The organism is Kibdelosporangium aridum (assembly GCF_900176515.1).
Classification (GTDB): Bacteria; Actinomycetota; Actinomycetes; order Mycobacteriales; family Pseudonocardiaceae; genus Kibdelosporangium; species Kibdelosporangium aridum.
Genome location: NZ_FWXV01000001.1, coordinates 774,964 through 794,158, shown reverse-complemented (window position 1 = coordinate 794,158; position 19,195 = coordinate 774,964). Strand labels below are relative to the sequence as shown.

At 66.1% G+C, this 19,195-nt stretch carries 16 protein-coding genes and 1 pseudogene; 11 read left to right on the top strand and 6 right to left on the bottom strand.

Going from position 1 to position 19,195, the window contains the following annotated elements; genetic code table 11:
- Positions 1 to 3: 3 nt before the first annotated feature.
- Together groL and B9C43_RS03155 are read left to right on the top strand one after the other, a co-directional pair.
- Positions 4 to 1,695, top strand: a complete 1,692-nt coding sequence (gene groL, locus B9C43_RS03160; protein WP_084424491.1) for a chaperonin GroEL — start codon at positions 4 to 6, stop codon at positions 1,693 to 1,695.
- 64 nt (positions 1,696 to 1,759) lie between these two features.
- On the top strand, positions 1,760 to 2,959 hold the full coding sequence (locus B9C43_RS03155) for an Nramp family divalent metal transporter (RefSeq protein ID WP_084424490.1): 1,200 nt from the start codon (positions 1,760 to 1,762) through the stop codon (positions 2,957 to 2,959).
- On the opposite strand, the gene B9C43_RS03150 is transcribed toward B9C43_RS03155, so the two are convergent.
- Positions 2,949 to 3,293, bottom strand: coding sequence for a glycosyltransferase family protein (locus B9C43_RS03150; protein ID WP_084424489.1), 345 nt, complete (start codon positions 3,291 to 3,293; stop codon positions 2,949 to 2,951). The genes B9C43_RS03155 and B9C43_RS03150 overlap by 11 nt on opposite strands.
- A 59-nt stretch (positions 3,294 to 3,352) precedes the next feature.
- Entirely contained in the window at positions 3,353 to 5,752 is a 2,400-nt protein-coding gene (locus B9C43_RS03145) for a glycoside hydrolase family 31 protein (protein ID WP_235038519.1), read from the bottom strand.
- A gap of 106 nt (positions 5,753 to 5,858) precedes the next feature.
- Here B9C43_RS03145 and B9C43_RS03140 point away from each other — a divergent pair, with 106 nt between their 5' ends.
- A complete protein-coding gene (locus B9C43_RS03140; RefSeq protein ID WP_407657079.1) occupies positions 5,859 to 6,611 on the top strand; it encodes an ABC transporter permease in 753 nt (250 codons plus the stop codon).
- A gap of 17 nt (positions 6,612 to 6,628) precedes the next feature.
- Here B9C43_RS03140 and B9C43_RS03135 read toward each other — a convergent pair whose 3' ends face one another.
- Complete coding sequence (locus tag B9C43_RS03135; RefSeq protein WP_033379822.1) at positions 6,629 to 7,021, bottom strand: hypothetical protein; 393 nt, start codon at positions 7,019 to 7,021, stop codon at positions 6,629 to 6,631.
- Positions 7,022 to 7,115: 94 nt separating this feature from the next.
- On the opposite strand from B9C43_RS03135, the gene B9C43_RS03130 reads away from it, so the two are divergent.
- Positions 7,116 to 8,471, top strand: a complete 1,356-nt coding sequence (locus tag B9C43_RS03130) for an alpha/beta hydrolase (protein ID WP_143446072.1) — start codon at positions 7,116 to 7,118, stop codon at positions 8,469 to 8,471.
- On the opposite strand, the gene B9C43_RS03125 is transcribed toward B9C43_RS03130, so the two are convergent.
- On the bottom strand, positions 8,468 to 9,709 hold the full coding sequence (locus B9C43_RS03125; RefSeq protein WP_084424486.1) for a cytochrome P450: 1,242 nt from the start codon (positions 9,707 to 9,709) through the stop codon (positions 8,468 to 8,470). The two genes, B9C43_RS03130 and B9C43_RS03125, sit on opposite strands and share 4 nt — an antisense overlap.
- Positions 9,710 to 9,717: 8 nt before the next feature.
- Positions 9,718 to 11,031 carry a glutamine synthetase family protein gene (locus B9C43_RS03120; RefSeq protein WP_033379824.1) on the bottom strand — a complete coding sequence of 438 codons (1,314 nt, stop codon included), beginning with the start codon at positions 11,029 to 11,031 and terminating at the stop codon, positions 9,718 to 9,720.
- A gap of 125 nt (positions 11,032 to 11,156) precedes the next feature.
- On the opposite strand from B9C43_RS03120, the gene B9C43_RS03115 reads away from it, so the two are divergent.
- The 7 genes and pseudogenes from B9C43_RS03115 to B9C43_RS60065 all read left to right on the top strand — a co-directional run bounded on the left by B9C43_RS03115 (position 11,157) and on the right by B9C43_RS60065 (position 18,597).
- Positions 11,157 to 11,831, top strand: a complete 675-nt coding sequence (locus B9C43_RS03115) for a hypothetical protein (protein ID WP_143446070.1) — start codon at positions 11,157 to 11,159, stop codon at positions 11,829 to 11,831.
- 68 nt (positions 11,832 to 11,899) lie between these two features.
- Complete coding sequence (locus B9C43_RS03110) at positions 11,900 to 12,682, top strand: acetoacetate decarboxylase family protein (RefSeq protein ID WP_084424484.1); 783 nt, start codon at positions 11,900 to 11,902, stop codon at positions 12,680 to 12,682.
- On the top strand, positions 12,679 to 14,112 hold the full coding sequence (locus tag B9C43_RS03105) for an aldehyde dehydrogenase (RefSeq protein ID WP_235038407.1): 1,434 nt from the start codon (positions 12,679 to 12,681) through the stop codon (positions 14,110 to 14,112). Before B9C43_RS03110 ends, B9C43_RS03105 begins: the two co-directional genes overlap by 4 nt.
- The gene (locus tag B9C43_RS03100; protein ID WP_084424482.1) at positions 14,105 to 14,995 is read left to right on the top strand and encodes a 3,4-dihydroxyphenylacetate 2,3-dioxygenase; all 891 of its coding nucleotides are present in this window, start codon (positions 14,105 to 14,107) and stop codon (positions 14,993 to 14,995) included. The genes B9C43_RS03105 and B9C43_RS03100 overlap by 8 nt, the downstream gene beginning before the upstream one ends.
- Positions 14,988 to 15,839, top strand: a complete 852-nt coding sequence (locus tag B9C43_RS03095; RefSeq protein WP_084424481.1) for a fumarylacetoacetate hydrolase family protein — start codon at positions 14,988 to 14,990, stop codon at positions 15,837 to 15,839. The genes B9C43_RS03100 and B9C43_RS03095 overlap by 8 nt, the downstream gene beginning before the upstream one ends.
- Positions 15,840 to 15,858: 19 nt before the next feature.
- Positions 15,859 to 17,163 carry an APC family permease gene (locus B9C43_RS03090; protein WP_084424480.1) on the top strand — a complete coding sequence of 435 codons (1,305 nt, stop codon included), beginning with the start codon at positions 15,859 to 15,861 and terminating at the stop codon, positions 17,161 to 17,163.
- Positions 17,156 to 18,597, top strand: a pseudogene (locus B9C43_RS60065) (aldehyde dehydrogenase). Before B9C43_RS03090 ends, B9C43_RS60065 begins: the two are co-directional and overlap by 8 nt.
- On the opposite strand, the gene B9C43_RS03080 reads toward B9C43_RS60065, so the two are convergent.
- The gene (locus B9C43_RS03080) at positions 18,588 to 19,166 is read right to left on the bottom strand and encodes a MarR family winged helix-turn-helix transcriptional regulator (RefSeq protein ID WP_033379845.1); all 579 of its coding nucleotides are present in this window, start codon (positions 19,164 to 19,166) and stop codon (positions 18,588 to 18,590) included. The pseudogene B9C43_RS60065 and the gene B9C43_RS03080 sit on opposite strands and share 10 nt — an antisense overlap.
- Positions 19,167 to 19,195 lie beyond the last annotated feature (29 nt).

The following is a 19,195-nucleotide window of genomic DNA, read 5'->3' as shown; positions in this document are numbered from 1 at the left end:
GCCATGGCCAAGGAACTGCGCTTCGGCTCTGACGCCCGGAACCTGCTGCTCGCGGGCGTCGACAAGCTGGCGGACGCGGTCAAGTCCACGCTGGGCCCCAAGGGCCGCAACGTGATCATCGAGAAGATCACCGGATCCCCGGTCGTCACGAACGACGGGGTGACGATCGCACGGGAGATCCACCTCAAGGACCAGTTCGAGAACATGGGTGCGCAACTGGTCAAGGAAGCAGCGATCAAGACCAACGACGTGGTCGGCGACGGCACGACCACAGCGACTGTTCTGGCCCAAGCCATTGTGCGCGAAGGCATGCAGGCGATCGGCAAGGGCGCCAACCCGGTGCTCGTCAAACGCGGCATCGACCTCGCGGTCGGCAAGCTGGTCGCCTACCTGGAAAGCGTCGCGCATCCCATTAGGACAGAGCAGGACTACGCCAGGGTCGCCGCGATCTCCGCGAACGACGACGACGCGGTCGGCGAGATCATCGCCAGCGCTCTGCACACCGTCGGCGACGGCGGCGTGGTCACGGTCGAGGAATCCCCGCGGATCGGGATGTCCGTGGACTTCGTCGAGGGCTTCGAGTTCGACAACGGCTACATCTCGCCGTATCTGGTCACGGATCCGGGCAGGCTGGAAGCGGTCATCGACGACCCGTACATCCTGATGTGCAGCGAGAAGATCACCAAAGTCCAGGAGCTGATGCCAGTACTGGACAAGATCATGCGCGCGCCCCGGCCGCTCGTGCTCATCGCGGAGAACGTCGAGGGCACGGCGCTGTCGATGCTCGTGCACAACCACGTCAACGGCAACTTCAAGGCCGTCGCGGTGCGAGCGCCGGGGTTCGGCGACCGTCGCCTGCACAAGCTGGAAGACCTGTCCGCGGTGGTCGGCGGTGCAGTGCTGTCCCGGCAGTCCGGGTTCACCCTGCAGACGATGACGCTGGACCAGATGGGCCGCGCCAAGCAGGTCCGGGTCACCGAGAACACCACGACCATCATCGGCGGCTACGGCGCCGCGGAAGACGTCGAGTTCCGCGTGACCCAACTGCGGGCCGAGCTCGAACGCGCCCAGTTCGGCGTGGACGAGGACGTGCTGACCGAACGGATCGGCGCGCTGACCGGCAAGGTCGCGGTGATCAAGGTGGGCGCGGCAACCCCGGCCGAGCTCAAGGAACTCCAGCACCGGGTGGAGGACGCGCTGTCGGCGACCCGTGCCGCGATGGCCGAAGGCATCGTCGCCGGTGGCGGCGCCGCCTTGCTGCACTCCGCCCACGTCCTCGACGACTTGGACGTGCAGTCGGACTACGCGATCGGCGTCGACATCGTGCAGAGATCGCTGTCCGAGCCCGCGTTCCTGATCGCGGCGAACGCAGGCCACCAAGCAGCCGACGTGCTCGCCCAGTCCAAGCAACTCAGCCGGGACGAAGGCTTCGACGCGCTGCACGAGCGCTACGGGAACATGGTCGAGATGGGCATCGTGGACCCGCTGCGGGTCTGCCGCTCGGCGCTGCAGAACGGTGCGTCGGTCGCGGGTCTGCTGCTGACAACGGACTCGTTGATCGCCGAGGAACAAACCCCGTGGGGCGGTAGCGCTGCCCTGATGACCGAGTTCGGTCCGCTGGATGAAGGCCTGCACCAGCCGTCGCCCGACTCAAGCACTCCGCAGTCACTGGGCCTCGGCCCGTCTGTCGGCTGATCCCCTTTGATTGATTCCTCGTGCGTGGCCCTTTGCCACGCACGAGGAGAAAGGCTGCCCTGTTATGACTCAGACCGCCGTAGCAGTGCGGCCTCGTACCGTGGCCATGCTCGGACCCGCCTTTGTCGCGGCCGTCGCCTACATCGACCCTGGCAACTTCGCCACGAACATCACCGCCGGAGCGGAATTCGGCTATACCCTGGTGTGGGTAGTGGTAGCAGCGAACTTCGTAGCGATGCTCGTGCAGTACCTCTCGGCAAAGCTCGGCGTGGCAACGGGGATGGACCTGTCCGAGCAATGCCGTGAGCGCTATCCCAAGCCGGTCACCATCGGTCTGTGGATCCAGGCGGAACTGGTCGCCATGGCAACAGACCTGGCCGAGTTCGTCGGCGCGGCGCTTGGTTTGTACTTGTTGTTCGGTGTGCCATTGCCCATCGCGGGACTGATCACGGCTGTGGTCTCGTTCGGACTGCTTGAACTGACTCGGCGCGGGTACCGTCCTTTTGAGATCGCCATCGCCGGGTTGCTGGGCATTGTGTTCCTGGGCTTCGCCTATTCGCTGTTGTCGGTGGGCGGCAGTACGGCGGCTCCTGATCTCGCGTACTCGACCTCTGCCGATGAGATGCTGCTGCTCGCCGTGGGGATCATTGGTGCGACCGTGATGCCGCATGTGATCTACCTGCACTCGGCGCTGACCAGGGTGCGGAAGCTGCCGCCCACTCGCGAGGTGTTGAGGTCGCAGCGGCTCGACGTGATCCTCGCCCTCGGCACAGCCGGGTTGATCAACGTCGCCATGCTCGTCCTGGCCGCGGCCGTGCTGCCCGGTCTCGGCGAGGCCGATCCCATCATGTTCGCCCACTCCGAACTCGGCAGGCTGCTCGGTGGCGGTGCGGCACTCGCGTTCGCCGTGGCGTTGCTGGCATCCGGGCTGTCTTCGTCCAGCGTGGGCACGTATGCGGGACAAGTTGTCATGAGCGGGTTCATCCGGCGGAGCATCCCGCTGGTGGTTCGGCGTGGTGTGACCATGCTGCCCGCGCTCGTCGTGCTTTCGCTCGGGCTGCCTGTGACGGAGAGTTTGGTCATTTCCCAGGTAGTTCTGTCCTTCGGCATACCGTTCGCGTTGATACCACTGGTGTTGTTGACCCGGCGCGCGGATGTCATGGGCGCTTACGTCAACCGCAAGTCGACTACCGTGATCGCCGGGTTCTTCGCGGTGGTGATCAGTTGCCTGAACTTGTACCTGGCTACGTCGGTCATCTTCTGATCCGCGCCTCGCTGATGTCGGCCGCGACGGCATCCGGGCTGGGCATGCTGGCGATCTCGGCGGCGATCTTGACCGCGCTGTCGCGGAACGCAGGCGCGCACGGGGAAGTTGTCGGCGTGTACGGGATGACACCTGTTCGCCGCTGTCGCTCCTCCAGCACCACGGAGTATTCGACGCGCGCTGTGAGCACCTCAACGTCCTCTGCGGACAGCAATGACCCCACAGAAGCCGGACCGAAAGCCACGGGGTTGCCGCGGGCACGGAAGGCGCGTGCCAGCGGCAACAGCGGATAGATGTGGCCGAGCGTCGGAACCGTCGAGATCAGGACCTTCATATCCACAGTGTGATCGTTATGCGGTCAGGCCCGGGTGGCGAGTTTGGGCCACCCGGGCGTCACTGCACGATCGTCACACCGCTGATTCCCGCGCGTGGCCGCAATTTCAGCAACAAGCCACCGAATGGGCCCGGCTTCATCGTCCAGCCGACCGCAGCTTCGGACAATTGCCCCGAAGTCTCCGCGACCGGCCGGCCGTCGATGAACACCTGCTTGGGTTTGACCTGCGATGCCACCATCACCTGCGTCTCGGATGGAGCGTTCGAGACAAGCATCGTCGTTGTGCCGTACCGGCTATGGGCGACGAAGGTGCCGCCGGTCGGGCTGGTGGCATGCGTCAGGCCGCTGCCGGGAGCGTAGGTCCAGCCGGTACGGTCCCGCCGATCGAGGTCGTTGAGGTTCCAGGGCTGCGACCAGACTCCGTCGATCCTCTGGTTGAACCCGATCGCCGCCCCGGCCCGCAGGTACAGCGGGAACTCGTCCAGTGTGGAACTGCGGACCAGCCGCTGGTTTCCTTCGTGGACCGTGCCGGTGAACAAGTCGATCCAGCGACCCGCGGGCAGGTACACGTCCACCGGAGTCGGTTGGCCTGCCGCGGCGTCGGCTTCATTGCGGTCGGCCGTGGCGGGGATCGCCAGCAGGTCCGAGCCGATCATCATGTGCTGGTCGGCTGACCATGCGTTTTCGTCGGAGGGGTAGTTGTAGGCCATCGGGCGCACGATGGGTTCACCGGTTCGCGCCGAGTGCTGGGCCAAGCCGTAGAGATACGGGAAGAGCGCGTAGTGCAGCAAGACGTTGTCGCGGAAACGGGCGACCGTCTTGTCGTCATAGAGCCACGGTGTCGCGTTTCGCCCTGCACCACCGACCTCGAAGACCGGCGACACCGCCGAGAACTGTGCCCACCGGGTGAACAGGGTCGGGCTCGGCGCGCCTGTGCCGCCACCGTTGAAGCCACCCGTGTCAGTTCCCCACACCGGGTGGCCGGACAGCCAGGAGTTCAGTCCACGTCGGACAGACAGCCGAAGGCCGTCATACGTCGCCCGCGGGTCACCTCCCCACACGCCGTTCACAATGGACGGCAGACCGGTGTATCCGCCGCGCCACAATGTCGTGAACTTGTCTCCATAAAGCTTACGCAGAACCGATACGGTGGACTGGGCATACCGGACAGGGTTGGTGTTCATCAGTTCCGTGCCCGGCCCGGCGGCGAAAGTCGCGTCCTCGAGTTCGAACTCCTCTCCCCTGTCGCCCTTCACCATGTCGATTCCCAGCGAGAACAGCTTCTCCAGCTTCGCCTCGAAATGCGCGCGAGTCGCCGGGTTGGTCAGGTCGAGTTGCAATGGATCCGTCCGCGAGGTCTGGATGAACGAACCCGGCGGGTAGTCGGAGACCGGGCACGGACGCTCGGCTGCGACCGTACGCACGTGCGGTGAGATCCAGATGCCGAGGTGCACGCCGCGTGACTTGAGGTCGGCGACCATCTTGGGAGGATCGGGGAACTGGACCGGGTCGAACGTCAAGGTGCCGTTGCAGGAGTATCGGCTGTTCTGGCTCTCCCCCGGCAGTTTTGTCGAGATCTCCCACGGGTTGTCTATCCACTCCGTCGCCAGCGGGATACCCCGGTCCAGCAACTGGTTCACGTCATCGACCACGGTGGCCTGATCGGCAACCGTGTCACGCCAATGGGTCAAGGCGAACTGGCGGACAGGCGGCAAGGTCGGAAGGCCCGCCCTTGCGCTGTACGCGCGGACAACCTGGGACGGTCCACCCGCGTAGATCTCGTAGTCCAGTTTGTTGGTCTTGAAGCACAGTTGGGTCCGGTCAGGCTGACCGAGCTGGACCGGGCATGGCGGCGGCGTGTCCGAGCAGTGCGGCGGGTCGTTCACGGCGTTCGGGAACGCGATCCGGCCGATCGCGTCGGTCTCCGGGAACACCGCGTATCCGCGCGAGCTCAGGAAGAACGGACTCGGCATGCCGCTCTTGTTGCAGCTGCCCAAGTTGGCCGCGCCGGTGAAGAACGCCTTGTTCAGCAGCACACGGTGGCGCAGGTCGGTGTAGATGAAGTTGGCTCCGCCACCCAGGAAATGTTCGGCGTCGTCACCGGTCAGCGTCTCATGGACCTGAACGACGTCGGCCGCTGGCGTCAACCGCCATTCGACGCGAATGCCACGAGGTGTCCGCTGCACAGTCACGCGCGCGGTCCGGGAGGTCTCGTCAGTCGCCACGACATACGTGGACCCCTCGGTACGCAGCACGTTCTTCAGCTCGTGTGTGGTTCCATCGGCGAGGGTGTAGGACATCCGGCCAGCGGCCTGACGGAGTATCGGCCGGCCCTTGTCGAAGAACTGCAACCGGAACGGCGAATGATCGGCGGTCCAGTGCAGACCCAACTGCTGAGGTTGGGCGACCGCCGGTAGTCCAGCGGTAAGCAGAACGATGATGACCAGCAGCACGCGCACGCGGTTCAAGTCTTCTTCTCCTTGCAACTCCGTGCGGCGGAGCCAGTGCTGACGGCAGCCTACCCATCCGATGTCTTCCGGCGAAAGCCCATACGCTGTCCGGGTGATCCAACTTGGTCCGCTGCTGGCAGTCGTGTTGGGGCTGTTCGCAGCCACGGCGGCTGTGCTCGTCTGGCTGGGACGGCTCGGCCCGTGGCATTCGATCCTCACGGCCTCGGTCCGCGCGACGGTCCAACTCGCGGCCGTCTCGCTGCTGATCACGGCGGTCCTGCACTCCGGATGGCTGACCGCCGCGTTCGTACTGATGATGTTCTCGGTCGCCAGCATCACCTCAGCGCGGCGCTTCGGCAGCTGGTCGGACGCGGTCTGGGCAGCCGCCGCGATCGCGGCCGGAGTCGCGCCGCCATTGGCCGCGCTGATCCTGTCGGGCTTGGTCCCGGCCACGCCGATCGCCGTCGTGCCGATCGCGGGCATCCTGATCGGCGGCGCCATGACCGCCACGACACTCGCCGGCCGACGCGCACTCGACGAGCTGAAAACCCGCCGAGGCGAATACGAGGCGGCGTTGGCGTTGGGCTTCATGCCACGGGACGCGGCCCTGCTGATCTGCCGCCCGACCGCCGGACAAGCACTGGTTCCCGCGCTGGATCAGACCAGAACCGTCGGCCTGGTGACGTTGCCGGGCGCGTTCGTGGGTGTCCTGCTCGGCGGCGCGTCACCGATGCAGGCGGGTGCTACGCAGCTGGTCGTGCTGATCAGCCTGCTGCTGGTGGAGGCGGTCGGTGTCCTCGTCATCGTGGAGCTGATCGCAGCCGAGCGGGTCCGCCGACCACTGCCTTCGGAGCCATCAGCTGCCTGAGCCCACCGAGGGTAGCGTCAGAAGTGGTCCGTCCCGGCGAGCTCACGTTCGAAGCTGTCCGCGCGAGCGACCACGAGCTTCATCGGGCGCTCGAACTCCTCACGGACGCTCAGGTCCTCGATCGGCACGGTGTGCTTGAGCAGCGCGACGCCGTCGACGACCGCGACGCCACCGACGACCACCGAACCGGCGAGTTCGAGCAGCTTGCGCAGGTCGATCTGGTCGGCCCAGCCGACCGGAGAGGAGATCTCCAGCCACGCGCCGCCGTCCGCGTCCGGCACGTGGTGCACCGAGACCTGCTGGCTGCGTTCGCCGTCGGTGTCCAGGCGGAACCGCAGCCAGTCGGCGTTCTCCTCCAGGACCTCGTAGCGGGTCCGGACATAGTTGATCACTTCGGTCCAGCTGCTCACGCGTGCAGCATCTCATGCCGGTGGGGGTGGCACTACCGGCATGGGTCAGGCCGGCCGGATGGTTCACGACCGGCTGAATCACCACGCTGAACGCATGCGAGGACTCTTATCGATCACGCTGCTGATCGGGTGTGTGTCGGCCACACCTGCCATGGCCGACGAAGGACCGGACTGGACGCCGTGCGCGGCGGATCCACGCCAGGAATGCGCCACTGTCGAGGTGCCGAGGGACTACCACCGCGGCGAGAAGATCACGCTGGCGATCTCCCGGATCCGGACGGCGAAGCCGGAGACCCGCCGGGGCGTGCTGCTGCTGATCCCGGGAGGTCCCGGCAACTCGGGGCTCTACCGGCCGCTCACCCACGGCATGCGGCTGCCCCGCGAGGTGCTGGACCGCTACGACCTCGTCGGGTTCGATCCGCGTGGCGTCGGCCGGAGCACGCCCATCACGTGCGGTCTGACCGGCGACGACGCTCATCCACGTCACCTCCAGGCGTGGCCAGGACCGGGTGGTGACATCACCGCCAACGTCGCCCGCGCGAAACGGGTCGCCCAGGCGTGCACGCGCAACGAGCTGGTACGGCACATCACGACCCGCAACGAGGCCAGGGACATCGACCAGATCCGTCGGGCCCTCGGCGAACGGAAGCTCTCGTACTGGGGCGTCTCGTACGGCACGTACGTCGGTGCGGTCTACTCGACGATGTTCCCTGACCGCGTTGACCGGGTTGTGCTGGACAGCAGCGACGACCCCGACCCGCGTCGCGTCGCCTACGGCTGGGTGAACAACTTCGCGATCGGCGTCGAAGACCGTTTCCCCGACTTCGCCGCCTGGGCTGCGGCTCGCGCGAGCACCTACGGCCTTGGCGACACGCCCGCAGCAGTGCGCCAGACATACCTCGAGATGGCCGAACAGGTGCCCGATCTGCGGGCCTACATGTTCCAAGGGCTGTACACCGACGCGACATTTCCGTTGATGGCCGAGTACATGCGGGCCGCACGCGCGGGCGATCCGCTGCCGAGCATCCCGCTTCCCCCGCCGGACCAGTACCAGAACCTGTACGCCGTCCTGAACGCCACCGGCTGCAACGACGTCGCCTGGCCGCGATCCATCAACCGCTACGCCGCGGCCGTCGCGATAGACCGGCTCAAGTACCCGTTGACCGGAGGCATGCCGCAGAACATCACGGCCTGCGCGTTCTGGCCGTATCCGCCGGCCGAGCCTGCCACGAGGATCGCGCCTTCGCACAAGGTCCTGATGATCCAGAACCGTCGTGACCCTTCCACTCCGTACTCCGCAGCCCTGAAGATGCGTGAGGCGCTGAAGGCTCCCATGGTGTCGGTCGACGCGGGCGGCCACGGCGCATACTTCGCCAACGGCAACACCTGCGGCAACGACGCCGTCACCGCGTTCCTCGTCCACGGCACCCGAGTCAGCAAGGACTGCTAAGCGAGGCTGACCTCCACCGGGAGCTTCTTGATCCCGTTGACGAAGTTGGACCGCACGCGGGACACCTCACCGGTCAGCCGGATGTCGGCGAGTCGTGGGACGAGTTCTTCGAACATGACTCGCATCTCGACACGGGCAAGAACACCGCCGAGGCACACGTGTGGTCCTCCCCTACCGAAAGTGACGTGTGTGTTCGGTGCGCGCGTGACGTCGAACGTGTCGGGGTCGTCGAAAACGGTCTCGTCCCGGTTGGCCGAGGCGTACCACATGACGACCTTGTCGCCTTCCTTGATCTGTTTCCCGCCCAGTTCGGTGTCGCGGGTCGCGGTACGCCGGAAGTGGTAGATGGGCGAGGACCAGCGCAGGAATTCCTCGACTGCACCGGGGATCAGCGACGGGTCGTCACGCAGCTTCGCCAGCTGGGTCGGGTGCTGCAGGAGTGCGAGCATCGCGTGGGAGATCGCATGCCGTGTCGTCTCGTTGCCCGCGACCACAAGCAGCAGGAAGTAGTTGTCGAAATCCCGCGCGGACAAGGGGATTCCGTCGCGCGGGGTTTCGTTCACGAGCTTGGAGACCAGGTCCGTGCCGGTTCCGCCACGGCGTTGGCGCGCGAGCTCGCGGCCATACTCGAACACCTCGACAGACGCGGGTGACCGGAACGGCAGGTCACGGTATTTCTCGCTGTCGACCAGCACGTCGGCATAGTCGGGGTCGGCGTTGCCGATGATCCGGTTGCCCCAGTCGATCAGCTGCCGAGTGTCCTCATCGGGCACGCCCAGCAGGCGGGCGAGCACGTTGATCGGGAAGTCCGCGGCCACATCGGCGACGAAGTCGAAGCGCCCCTTGGGCAATGCCGCGTCCAGTGTCCGCGCGGTCAGTCCGCGCAAGAAGTCCGTGTACTGCCTGATCGCTGGGGCACTGAATTCGCGTTGCAGCAGGCCTCGCAGCGCCCGGTGGCGCAGGCCGTCGGTTTCCAGCAGGGACGCCCGGATGGCGATTTGGTCGTCGTCCACTTCCTCCAGGTTGACGAACTTGGCCGACGTGAAGGTTTCCGTGTCCTTGCTGACCGCGACGACATCCGCATGCCTTGTCACCGACCAAAAGCCCGAGTTCGGTGCCGGTTCGGTGTGCCAGTGAACGGGAGCGTGCCGGCGTAACGTGCGGAACATCTGCCACGGCGTCACGCCGTCGGTGAAGTTGTCCAGGTTGACGAGATCGACGTCCGAGAGTGCGATCATCCTATCTCTCAAAGGTGGTAGGCGTACTCGGTGAACTCCCAGTCGGTGACATGCCGCTGGAATCGTTCTACCTCATCGCGTTTGTAGCTCAGGAAGGAGGTGACGAAGTCCTTGCCGAGTGTCTCGGTCAGCGGTGTGTCCGCCTCCAACGCGTCCAGCGCGCTGGACAGATTTGACGGCAGGACAGGCGATTTGGCGGCGTCATAACCATAACCCTCCAGCGGGGCAGGCGGTTCGTCGCACGCCAGCACGCCGAGCAGAGCCGCGGCGATGGTTCCGGCGATGGCCAGGTACGGATTGGCGCTGGCGTCCCCGAGGCGAAGCTCGAACCTGGCGCCCGCACCGCGTTCCGGCGGAATCCGGATCATCGCGCTGCGGTTGTCCAGTCCCCAGTCGATCAGCCATGGCGCCAGCGTGTCCGGGCCGAAACGCTTGTACGAGTTGATGGTCGGGTTGGCCAGAGCAGCCAGTGCCGGTGCGTGCCGCAACACGCCTGCGATCGCGTGACGTGCCATTGTGGACAGTCCGTACTCCGCCGCCGGGTCGTCGAAGCAGTTGCCCGCGGAGTTCTCGCACGACAGGTGGAAGTGGAAGCCGGAGCCGCCCGCGTCGTTGAACGGCTTGCCCATGAAGGTGGCGAGCCTGCCTTCCTTGCGGGCCAGCTCTTTGATCGCGCACTTGAACCGGAAAGCCCGGTCCGCCGCGGACAACGCCTCAGAGTGCTGGAGGTTGATCTCGAACTGGGCGCCGTCGTACTCGTGGTTTCCACCGGTCACACCGATCCCGAGGTCACGCACGTGCCGCAGCACCCGGAGCAAATGGTTGTCCGGGTCGGCACGCAGCCCTGCGGTGTACACCGCTCCCGTCACCGACGAGTACCGGCGCCACCCGCTCGGCGATGACGGGTCCGGATCGCACAGGAAGTACTCCAACTCCGGCCCGACAATCGGGTGCAGGCCATGCTCGGCCGCACGCGCGATCACCGAACGCAGCACGTCCCTCGGCGATTCCGGGGCGGTCGAGTCGGCGAGGCACCAGGCCACGCCAGGCTCCCACGGAACAGCGACCACAGTGGACAGATCAGGGCGCACCGTGATGTCCGGCAGCCCGGCGTCCAGCCCGCCGGGAACCGCGACGGTGTCGCCCTGCGGGCTCGTGTGGTACACCGCGCGGCAGAACGCGAGCCCGTGCTCGTAAGCCGACGGGAGGTGTTCGACCAGGACGTCCTTGGCGCGGTCGGTACCGATCATGTCCGGGTAGGACACCCGCACGACGTCGATTCCCTCGCCGGAAAGGCGATCAACGAGCTCTTGCGCACTCACCGATGTCTCCCTCGGGCAGCCCATCGTTTGGGGTCAAACCGTATGCCGTTCACCGCGAGACCACAAGGCCATTCTTCGCCGTTTGCCGCATTGCCGCGGCAAAACCGGGGCGGGACACTGGACAGGTGAGACTCCGCTATGGAATCGCCATCGTGGCGGCCTTGGCGGTCGGCCTGGTCGCCGGGCTGCTGATCGCGCCGCGCGAGACGGACAAGCTGGAGGAGAACCTGCGGCTGTACGCCGTCGCCGAACAAGCCCGCTCCGCCATCCTGGCCAGCCCGTCCGCGACGTCGACACTGCAGGCGTGGTGCCGCGACCACCGCCTCGCGCCCGATCCGAAGATCGTCGCGCAGAACGAGGCCGGGGCGAACGCCCCGCTCACCGACGCCCAGCGCACCGACCTCCAGCTCGGCGCAGACGACCAAGTCCGCTACCGCAGGGTGCGGTTGACCTGCGGTGACCGGCTGCTGTCGGAAGCCGAGAACTGGTACGTGCCCAGCAGGCTCACGCCGGAGATGAACGAACAGCTCGACCGCACCACCACGCCGTTCGGGACCGTGGTGCAGTCGCTGACGCCCAGCCGCACAACCTTGCGCACCGCGTTCGATTGGCAGCTACTGCCAGGAGACTGGGCACGGGAGGACATTTCGACGCTGCGCGAAAACGCTCCCGATGCCACGTTCGACGCCAACCGGACGGTGTTCAGCATCGAGGCTGTGGTGCGGCGCGCCTCCGATCGCCTGCCCATCTCCCTGGTGCGGGAGAACTACAAACAGGGCCTGTTCGCCTGGTTGAACTGACTCCACGCTTGACCCCTGACCGCGGCCGACCTATCTTGTTTGAGGCCAAACGACCACGGAGGTTCGTGATGACCAGGGGATTCTTCTACCCGAAGACGGCGACGGGCGCGTCGTCGCTGATCCCACCGCCGCCGTGGCACTACTCGGGGGACCTGCTGACGATCGAATACCGCACGAACCCCGACCGCGTCCGTGAGCTGCTGCCCGAGCCGCTGGAGCTCACCGAGGAGGATCCCGGTGCGGTCGCGTTGATCTGGGCGGACTGGCAGTCCTGTTCGTACAGCCGGGACGAATTGCTCGATCCGGTCCGTTCGCAGTACAAGGAAGCGTTCGTGGTGGTGCGCTGCCGTTACCAGGGCACGACGTACTCGCGCTGTGTCTACATCTGGGTGGACAAGGACTTCGCCATCGCACGCGGGATCCACCAGGGCTATCCCAAGAAATTCGGTTCGATCCACATGACCCGGCCGCACCCCTACGGTCCCGCGCCGAAGCTCGAAGCGGGCGCCCGGTTCGGCGCGACGCTCGCCGCAGCCGACCGAAGGCTTGCTCAAGCCGTGGTGACTTTGCGAGAACCCTCTGACACCAACGGGTTCGTCAACGGCCATCCGATGGCACACCATCGGCAACTGCCGTCGATCACGGGTGACGGCCAGGCACTGGACGAACTGATCGAGTCCGGCGCGAAGTCGTTCGAGGCAGGCCAGGCGTGGACCGGTGAGGCGGACTTGGAGTTGTTCTCGGCACCGACCGAAGAACTGGCCAGGCTCGCGGTGCGTGAACCGATCGCGGCGTACTTCCGCCAGGTGGGCGTGGTATGGGACGGCGGCAAAGTGCTGGAGAATCGATGATCGAGCATTGGATCGGCGGCGAACGCGTCAGATCCGCGGAGACGTTCACCGACGTCTCCCCCATCGACGGCCGTGTGCTCACCGAGGTCGCCCGCGGCGGCGCCACCGAAGCCGAACACGCCGTCACCGCGGCCAAGAAGGCGTTCCCGGCCTGGGCACGGACCGCAAAAGCCGAGCGCGCCGAGATCCTGCACGCCATCGCGGACGGCGTGGAAAAACGCCTGGAAGAACTGGCGATCACGGAGACCGAGGACAACGGCGCACTGCTGCGGTCGCATCGCCGGGGTGTGATGCCACGGGTCGCGCACAACTTCCGGTTCTTCGCTGACTGGCTCGTTCAGTTGGAACACAAGGACTTCGACACCCGCGGACACACCAACCACGTGTCGTGGGACCCCGCCGGGCCATGCGCGTTGATCACGCCGTGGAACGCGCCGTTGATGTTGGCCACCTGGAAGATCGCGCCCGCGCTGGCCGCCGGGAACACGGTCGTGCTCAAGCCCGCCGAGTGGTCGCCGCGGACTGCCGCACTGCTCGCCGGCATCACCGCGGACGCAGGCCTGCCGGACGGCGTGTTCAACGTCGTCCACGGGTACGGCCCCGAGATCGGTGAACCGCTGGTCGCACACCCGGACATCCGGCGGGTCAGCTTCACCGGATCTGTGCCCACCGCCCGGCGGATCGCGGCGGCAGCGGCAGCCAACCTGACGCCGCTCAGCCTTGAGCTGGGCGGCAAATCACCGCTGCTGATCTTCGCCGACGCAGACCTGGATCTTGCCGTTGACCTGGCCGTCGAGCAGTACGACAACGCCGGGCAGGTCTGCCTGGCCGCCACCCGCGTCCTCGTCGAGGACAGCATCGCCGGCGAGTTCACCGAACGCTTCATCGCCAAGGCCTCTGGGTTGACGCAGGGCGATCCGCGGGACGAGGCAACGGACATCGGCCCGAACATCCACGAACGCCAGCTCGCCAAGATCGACGGCTACGTCCAACGGGCACTCGGCAGCGGTGCCACCGCGGTCATCGGTGGTGGCCCGAACGAGGACCTCGGTGGCCTGTACTACCGGCCGACCCTGCTCACGAACGTCGCACAAGACTCGGAAATCGTGCAGGAGGAGGTCTTCGGCCCGGTCCTGACCCTGCAGACCTTCAAAACCGAGGACGAGGCCGTGGCGATGGCCAACGACACCCCATACGGCCTCGCCGCCACCCTGGCGACCGGCGATCGCGACCGAGCCGATCGCGTGACCAAGCAATTGGTTGCCGGAACGGTCTGGGTGAACTGCTTCTTCGTGCGTGACCTGCGGGCGCCGTTCGGCGGAGCACGCCAGTCGGGCATCGGCCGGGAAGGCGGCACCTGGAGCTTCGACTTCTACTGCGATCTGAAGAACACCGTGACCGCACCGAAGGGGTGGAACGACCGTGGGTGAGATTGTCGGCGCGGGACTGCTCGCGCACGTCCCGACCATCGTTCTGCCCGGCGAAGACCGGCTGGAGCTCAACGAGGGCAAGGAGATCACCCTCGTCACCGGCCTGCAACAGCTCCGCGAAGATGTGTTCGACGCCGAGGACTACGACACGGTCGTCGTCCTGGACTCACACTGGGCCACGACCGTCGAATTCGTTGTCACCGCGCAGAACCGGCGAGCCGGACTGTTCACTTCGGAGGAACTGCCGCGCGGGATGTGCCGGATGCCGTACGACTTCCCGGGCGATCCGGAACTCGCGCGGAGTATCGCGGGTTTCGCGGACAAGCACGGCACGTGGATCACCCCGATCGACGACGACTACCTGCCCATCTACTACGCGACCATCAACCTGTGGAAGTACCTCGGCGAAGGCCTGCCGGACAAGCGGTGGATCAGCATCGGCGTCTGCCAGACCGGGGACATGGAGGATCACCTCCGGCTCGGCCGTGCCCTCGCCGACGGCATCGCGGCCACGGACCGCAAGGTGATCGTGATCGCGTCCGGCGCGATGTCCCACACCTTCTGGCCGCTTCGGCAATTGCGTGATCACGAGGCCAGCGATCCGGTGCACATCCGTACGCCGCAAGCCAGGGAAGCCGACTACGAGCGGATCGCCTGGTTCAAGGAAGGCAGGCACGACAAGGTCCTGCAGACCATGCCGGACTTCTGGGAGCACAAGCCGGAAGCCAAGTTCTTCCACTACATCATGCTGGCCGGTGCACTCGGCGAGGAGCGGTGGACCGCCCCTGCCCGGCAATACGGCGACTACGAGAACTCGATCGGAACCGGGCAGGTGCATCTTTGGTTCGATCGGCCGCGAGGAGGCTGGACCGCACATGCCTGAGTACCGTCGAATCCTGCTCGATGGCGCCGTCGTGGAGACCGTCCGGGACGGCGACGACCTCGTCGCGGGCGACGGCCGCCGGATCTTGGCCGCCGAGGCCACGCATCTTCCGCCGGTCGTACCGTCCAAAGTGATCGCTGTGCACCTCAACCACCGCAGCCGGGTCGAGGAATTCCAGATCACCCTGTCGGACACGCCGACGTACTTCCACAAGCCGACCTCCGCACTGAACGCCCACGGCGGCGCGGTGGTCCGGCCCGAAGGCTGCAAATGGCTCAACTACGAGGGCGAAGTCGCCATCGTCATCGGCCGGACGTGCCGCAACATCGCACCCGCCGACGCCGGGGCGTACATCGCGGGCTACACCGTCGCCAATGACTTCGGCCTGCATGACTTCCGTGACACGGACGCCGGTTCGATGTTGCGGGTCAAGGGTTCTGACACGTTGTGCCCACTCGGTCCCGGCCTGGTGACCGACTGGGACTTCCACGGCAAGTACATCAGGACGTACGTCAACGGAAACCTTGTGCAGAACGGTTCCACCGACGAGATGAAGTGGAACATGCATTATCTCGTCGCCGACATCGCCCGGACGATCACACTTCACCCAGGCGATGTGCTGCTCTCCGGTACCCCGGCCAACTCCCGGCCGGTCGTGCCGGGCGACGTGGTCGACGTGGAGGTGGAAGGCCTCGGCAGGCTGACCAACCTCATCCTCTCCGGCCCGACGCCGATCCGTACGGACGTCGGTGCGCAGCCAACGGAGTCCGAGGAAGTGCTGTCCACCGCGCTGGGCGGCGACTGGGAGTTCCGGGGCATCCGCCCACCGAGGAAGTCCCGATGAACCTGCGAGGCGGTCCACGATGGACACCAAGACAGCTTCTCTCAAGCCCAATGCCCTAGGCGTACTGGGAATTCTCTTCTTCGTCCTGTCCGCGCAGGCACCGCTGACCGGGATCGCCGGTGCCATGCCGATCGCGATCGCCCTCGGCAACGGGCCGGGCGTCCCGGCCGCGTACGCCGTTGCCGGACTGGTGATCCTGCTCTTCTCGGTCGGTTTCGTCGCCATGGGCCGCCATGTCGTGAACGCCGGCGCCTTCTACACATACATTGGCGAAGGCCTCGGCCGATTAGCCGGACGGATCAGTGCAGGCATCGCGTTGTTCGCGTACTGCACGATCCAGGCCGCGATGTACGGGCTATACGGGGCCACTTTGAGCGCCCTGATCTCGCCGGATGTCCCGTGGTGGGTGTTCGCGCTGGTGACGATGGCGATCGTGCAGGTGCTCGGCGCCGCCGGAGTCGAGATCGGCGCCAGGGTGCTCGCGGTGTTCGTACTGGCCGAGTTCAGCATCCTGCTGGTGTTCGGCCTGATCACGTTCTTCACGGGAGGCGGGCCGGAAGGCCTCGGCTTCGCGGACAGCTTCTCCCCCAGCGCGCTGTTGCAGGGCGCTCCCGGTGTGGCGTTGATGTTCGCGGTGGCATCGATGTTCGGCTTCGAGGCCACCGCGATCTACAGCGAAGAGGCCCGCGAGCCACGCAAATCTGTGCCTCGGGCAACGTATCTCGCCGTTGTGGTGGTGACGGTGTTCTTCGCCTTCACCTCGTGGATGCTCGTGTCCGCGCACGGTGCGTCGACGGCGACTGACGCTGCTGGTGCCGCGTTGACCGCGGGCGACTCCACATTGTTCGTGTTCGCGCCGATCGCGGACCTGTTCGGCAGCTGGGTCACCAGTGTCCTGCCGATCCTGCTGGCGACCTCTTTGTTCGCTGGGATTCTGGCGTTCCACAACTCCGCCAACCGATATCTGTTCTCGCTGGGCCGCGATCGGCTCCTCCACCAGCGCGTGTGTTCGCTCAACGCGCGCCAGGCGCCGTGGTTCGCCGGGTGCGTCCAGACGGTGATCGCGGTGGCGCTGGTCATGCCGTTCGCGCTGGCAGGTCAAGATCCGGTGCTGACGTTGTTCTCGTGGTTCAGTGGTGTGGCCGTACTGGCGATGATGGTGCTGTACTTCTTGACGTCCATCTCCGTTGTCGCTTTCTTCCGGCGTACACGCCTGGATGCTCGGCCTTGGAACACGTTGATCGCGCCCGCACTCGGCGCGACAGGTATCGCGGGGGCGATCGTGTTGATACTTGCCAACTTCACTACCTTGATCGGTGGCTGACGTGACTCACGAGGAGTGGCTGCGCCGGGCGAAGGACCTGCGGTTCGAAGATATTCCTTGCTCGAAGACCTTTGCCGTCGTCTCACCACGCGACGGCCAGGTCCTCGCCGACGTGCCCGACGCTGGCGAGTCCGAGGTAGACGACGCGGTGACCGCCGCACGCCGGGCTTTCGACTCGTGGTCGCAGGTGGCACCGGTGGAGCGGGGCAAAGTACTGCTCCGGATCGCCGATCTGCTCGAGCAGCACCGGGAAACGCTGGCGTTGACGATCAGCCTGGAGATGGGCAAGCCGATCACCGACGCGTACACAATCGAGCTTCGTGCCGCTATCAACACGTTTCGGTGGTACGGCCAGCTCGCCGACAAGCTGACCGACGCGGTGCCGCAGACTTCACCGGAGGCGTTGGCGCTGGTAACACGCGAGCCGGCCGGGGTCGTCGGTGCCGTTGTGCCGTGGAACTTCCCGTTGACGTTGGCTTCGTGGAAGGTCGCTCCGGCATTGGCGGCCGGGTGCACGGTCGTGCTCAAGCCGTCGGAATTCTCACCGCTTTCGGCGTTGCAGCTCGGCCGGCTGGCCATCGAGGCCGGCCTGCCGCAGGAGCTCTGAACGTCGTGACGGGCGATGGCCCCACCGCGGGCCGGGCGATCGGGCTGTATCCGGACGTCGATGTGCTCGCGTTCACCGGGTCCACCGCCGTGGGCCGCGAATACCTGCGCTACTCCGCCGATTCCAACCTGAAACGAGTCTGGCTGGAGCTCGGCGGCAAATCGCCGAACATCATCCTCCCGGACGCACCGGATCTAGCGAAGGCGGCCGCGACCGCCGCGTGGGGCATTTACTTCAACCAAGGCGAGATGTGCACGGCTCCGTCCCGCCTGCTCGTGCACTCGTCGGTGGCCGCTGAAGTCACCGAGGCCGTAGTGGAACGGGCCCGCGCGCTGCGAGTCGGCGATCCGCTCGATCCGGCGACGGAGCTGGGCGCCTTGGTCAGTTCGAACCATATCGAGCGCGTACTCGCGTACGTCCAAAGTGGGCTCGAAGAAGGTGCCCGGCTGCTGACCGGCGGCGCCCGAGTCGGCAATTCCGTGCAGCCGACCGTGTTCGATCAGGTGACGCCGCAGATGCGGATCGCTCGCGAGGAGATCTTCGGGCCGGTGTTGTCGATCCTCACCTTCGACACCGTCGACGAGGCCATCGCCTTGGCGAACGACACCGAATACGGGCTGGCCGCAGGCCTCTGGACGTCGGATTTGTCCACAGCGCACAAGGTCTCCCGGGCTTTGCGGGCCGGGACCGTGTGGGTCAACTGCTACGAGGAAGGCGACCTGACCGTTCCCTTTGGTGGGATGAAGCGGTCGGGCAACGGGCGGGACAAGTCCGTGCATGCCTTGGAGAAATACACCGAGCTGAAGACGACCTGGATTCAGCTCTGATTCTTCGGACGGCGACCGCTTCGCCGCGGCGGCAACGTCGATCCCGCGAGGAGTTCCTGCCGCCGCTCGTCACCGTACATCTCGACCTGACGCACGATCTTGCGCAGTGACTCCGCGGTGCCGCGGCACTCGTCGAGGCTCAGCTGCTTGGTCACGAAGACCTCTTCCTCGTTGAACGCCGGGAAGATCCGCCGCATCAGCTCCTCACCTTCCTCGGTGAGGCTGAGCAGCACGAGCCTGCCATCCGACGGATGCGCGGCGCGGTGCACGAACCCCCGTGTTTCCAACGTTTTCGCCACGCCGGTGAGGGTTCCCTTGGAGATCCCGGCTTCCTCGGCCACGTGCCGGGTCTCCGACTCGCCCCAGACCCAGATCACCCAGAGCACCACGAAGGTGGTCCAGGTCAGGTCGACCTCGCGCAGCACACCGCCTTCGAAGTGCTGGCGGACCGCCATGGCCGCGCGGTGGATGTTGGCCACCGTCGCCATCTGCTCGCGGCTGATCGCGATCCCGCCGAGCTTGGCCTCGGCCAGCTTCTCGGCCTCGCTGATCGATCGGTGGCCAGGCACGGCCCCAGTGTACTGGCTGAAGATCCGCC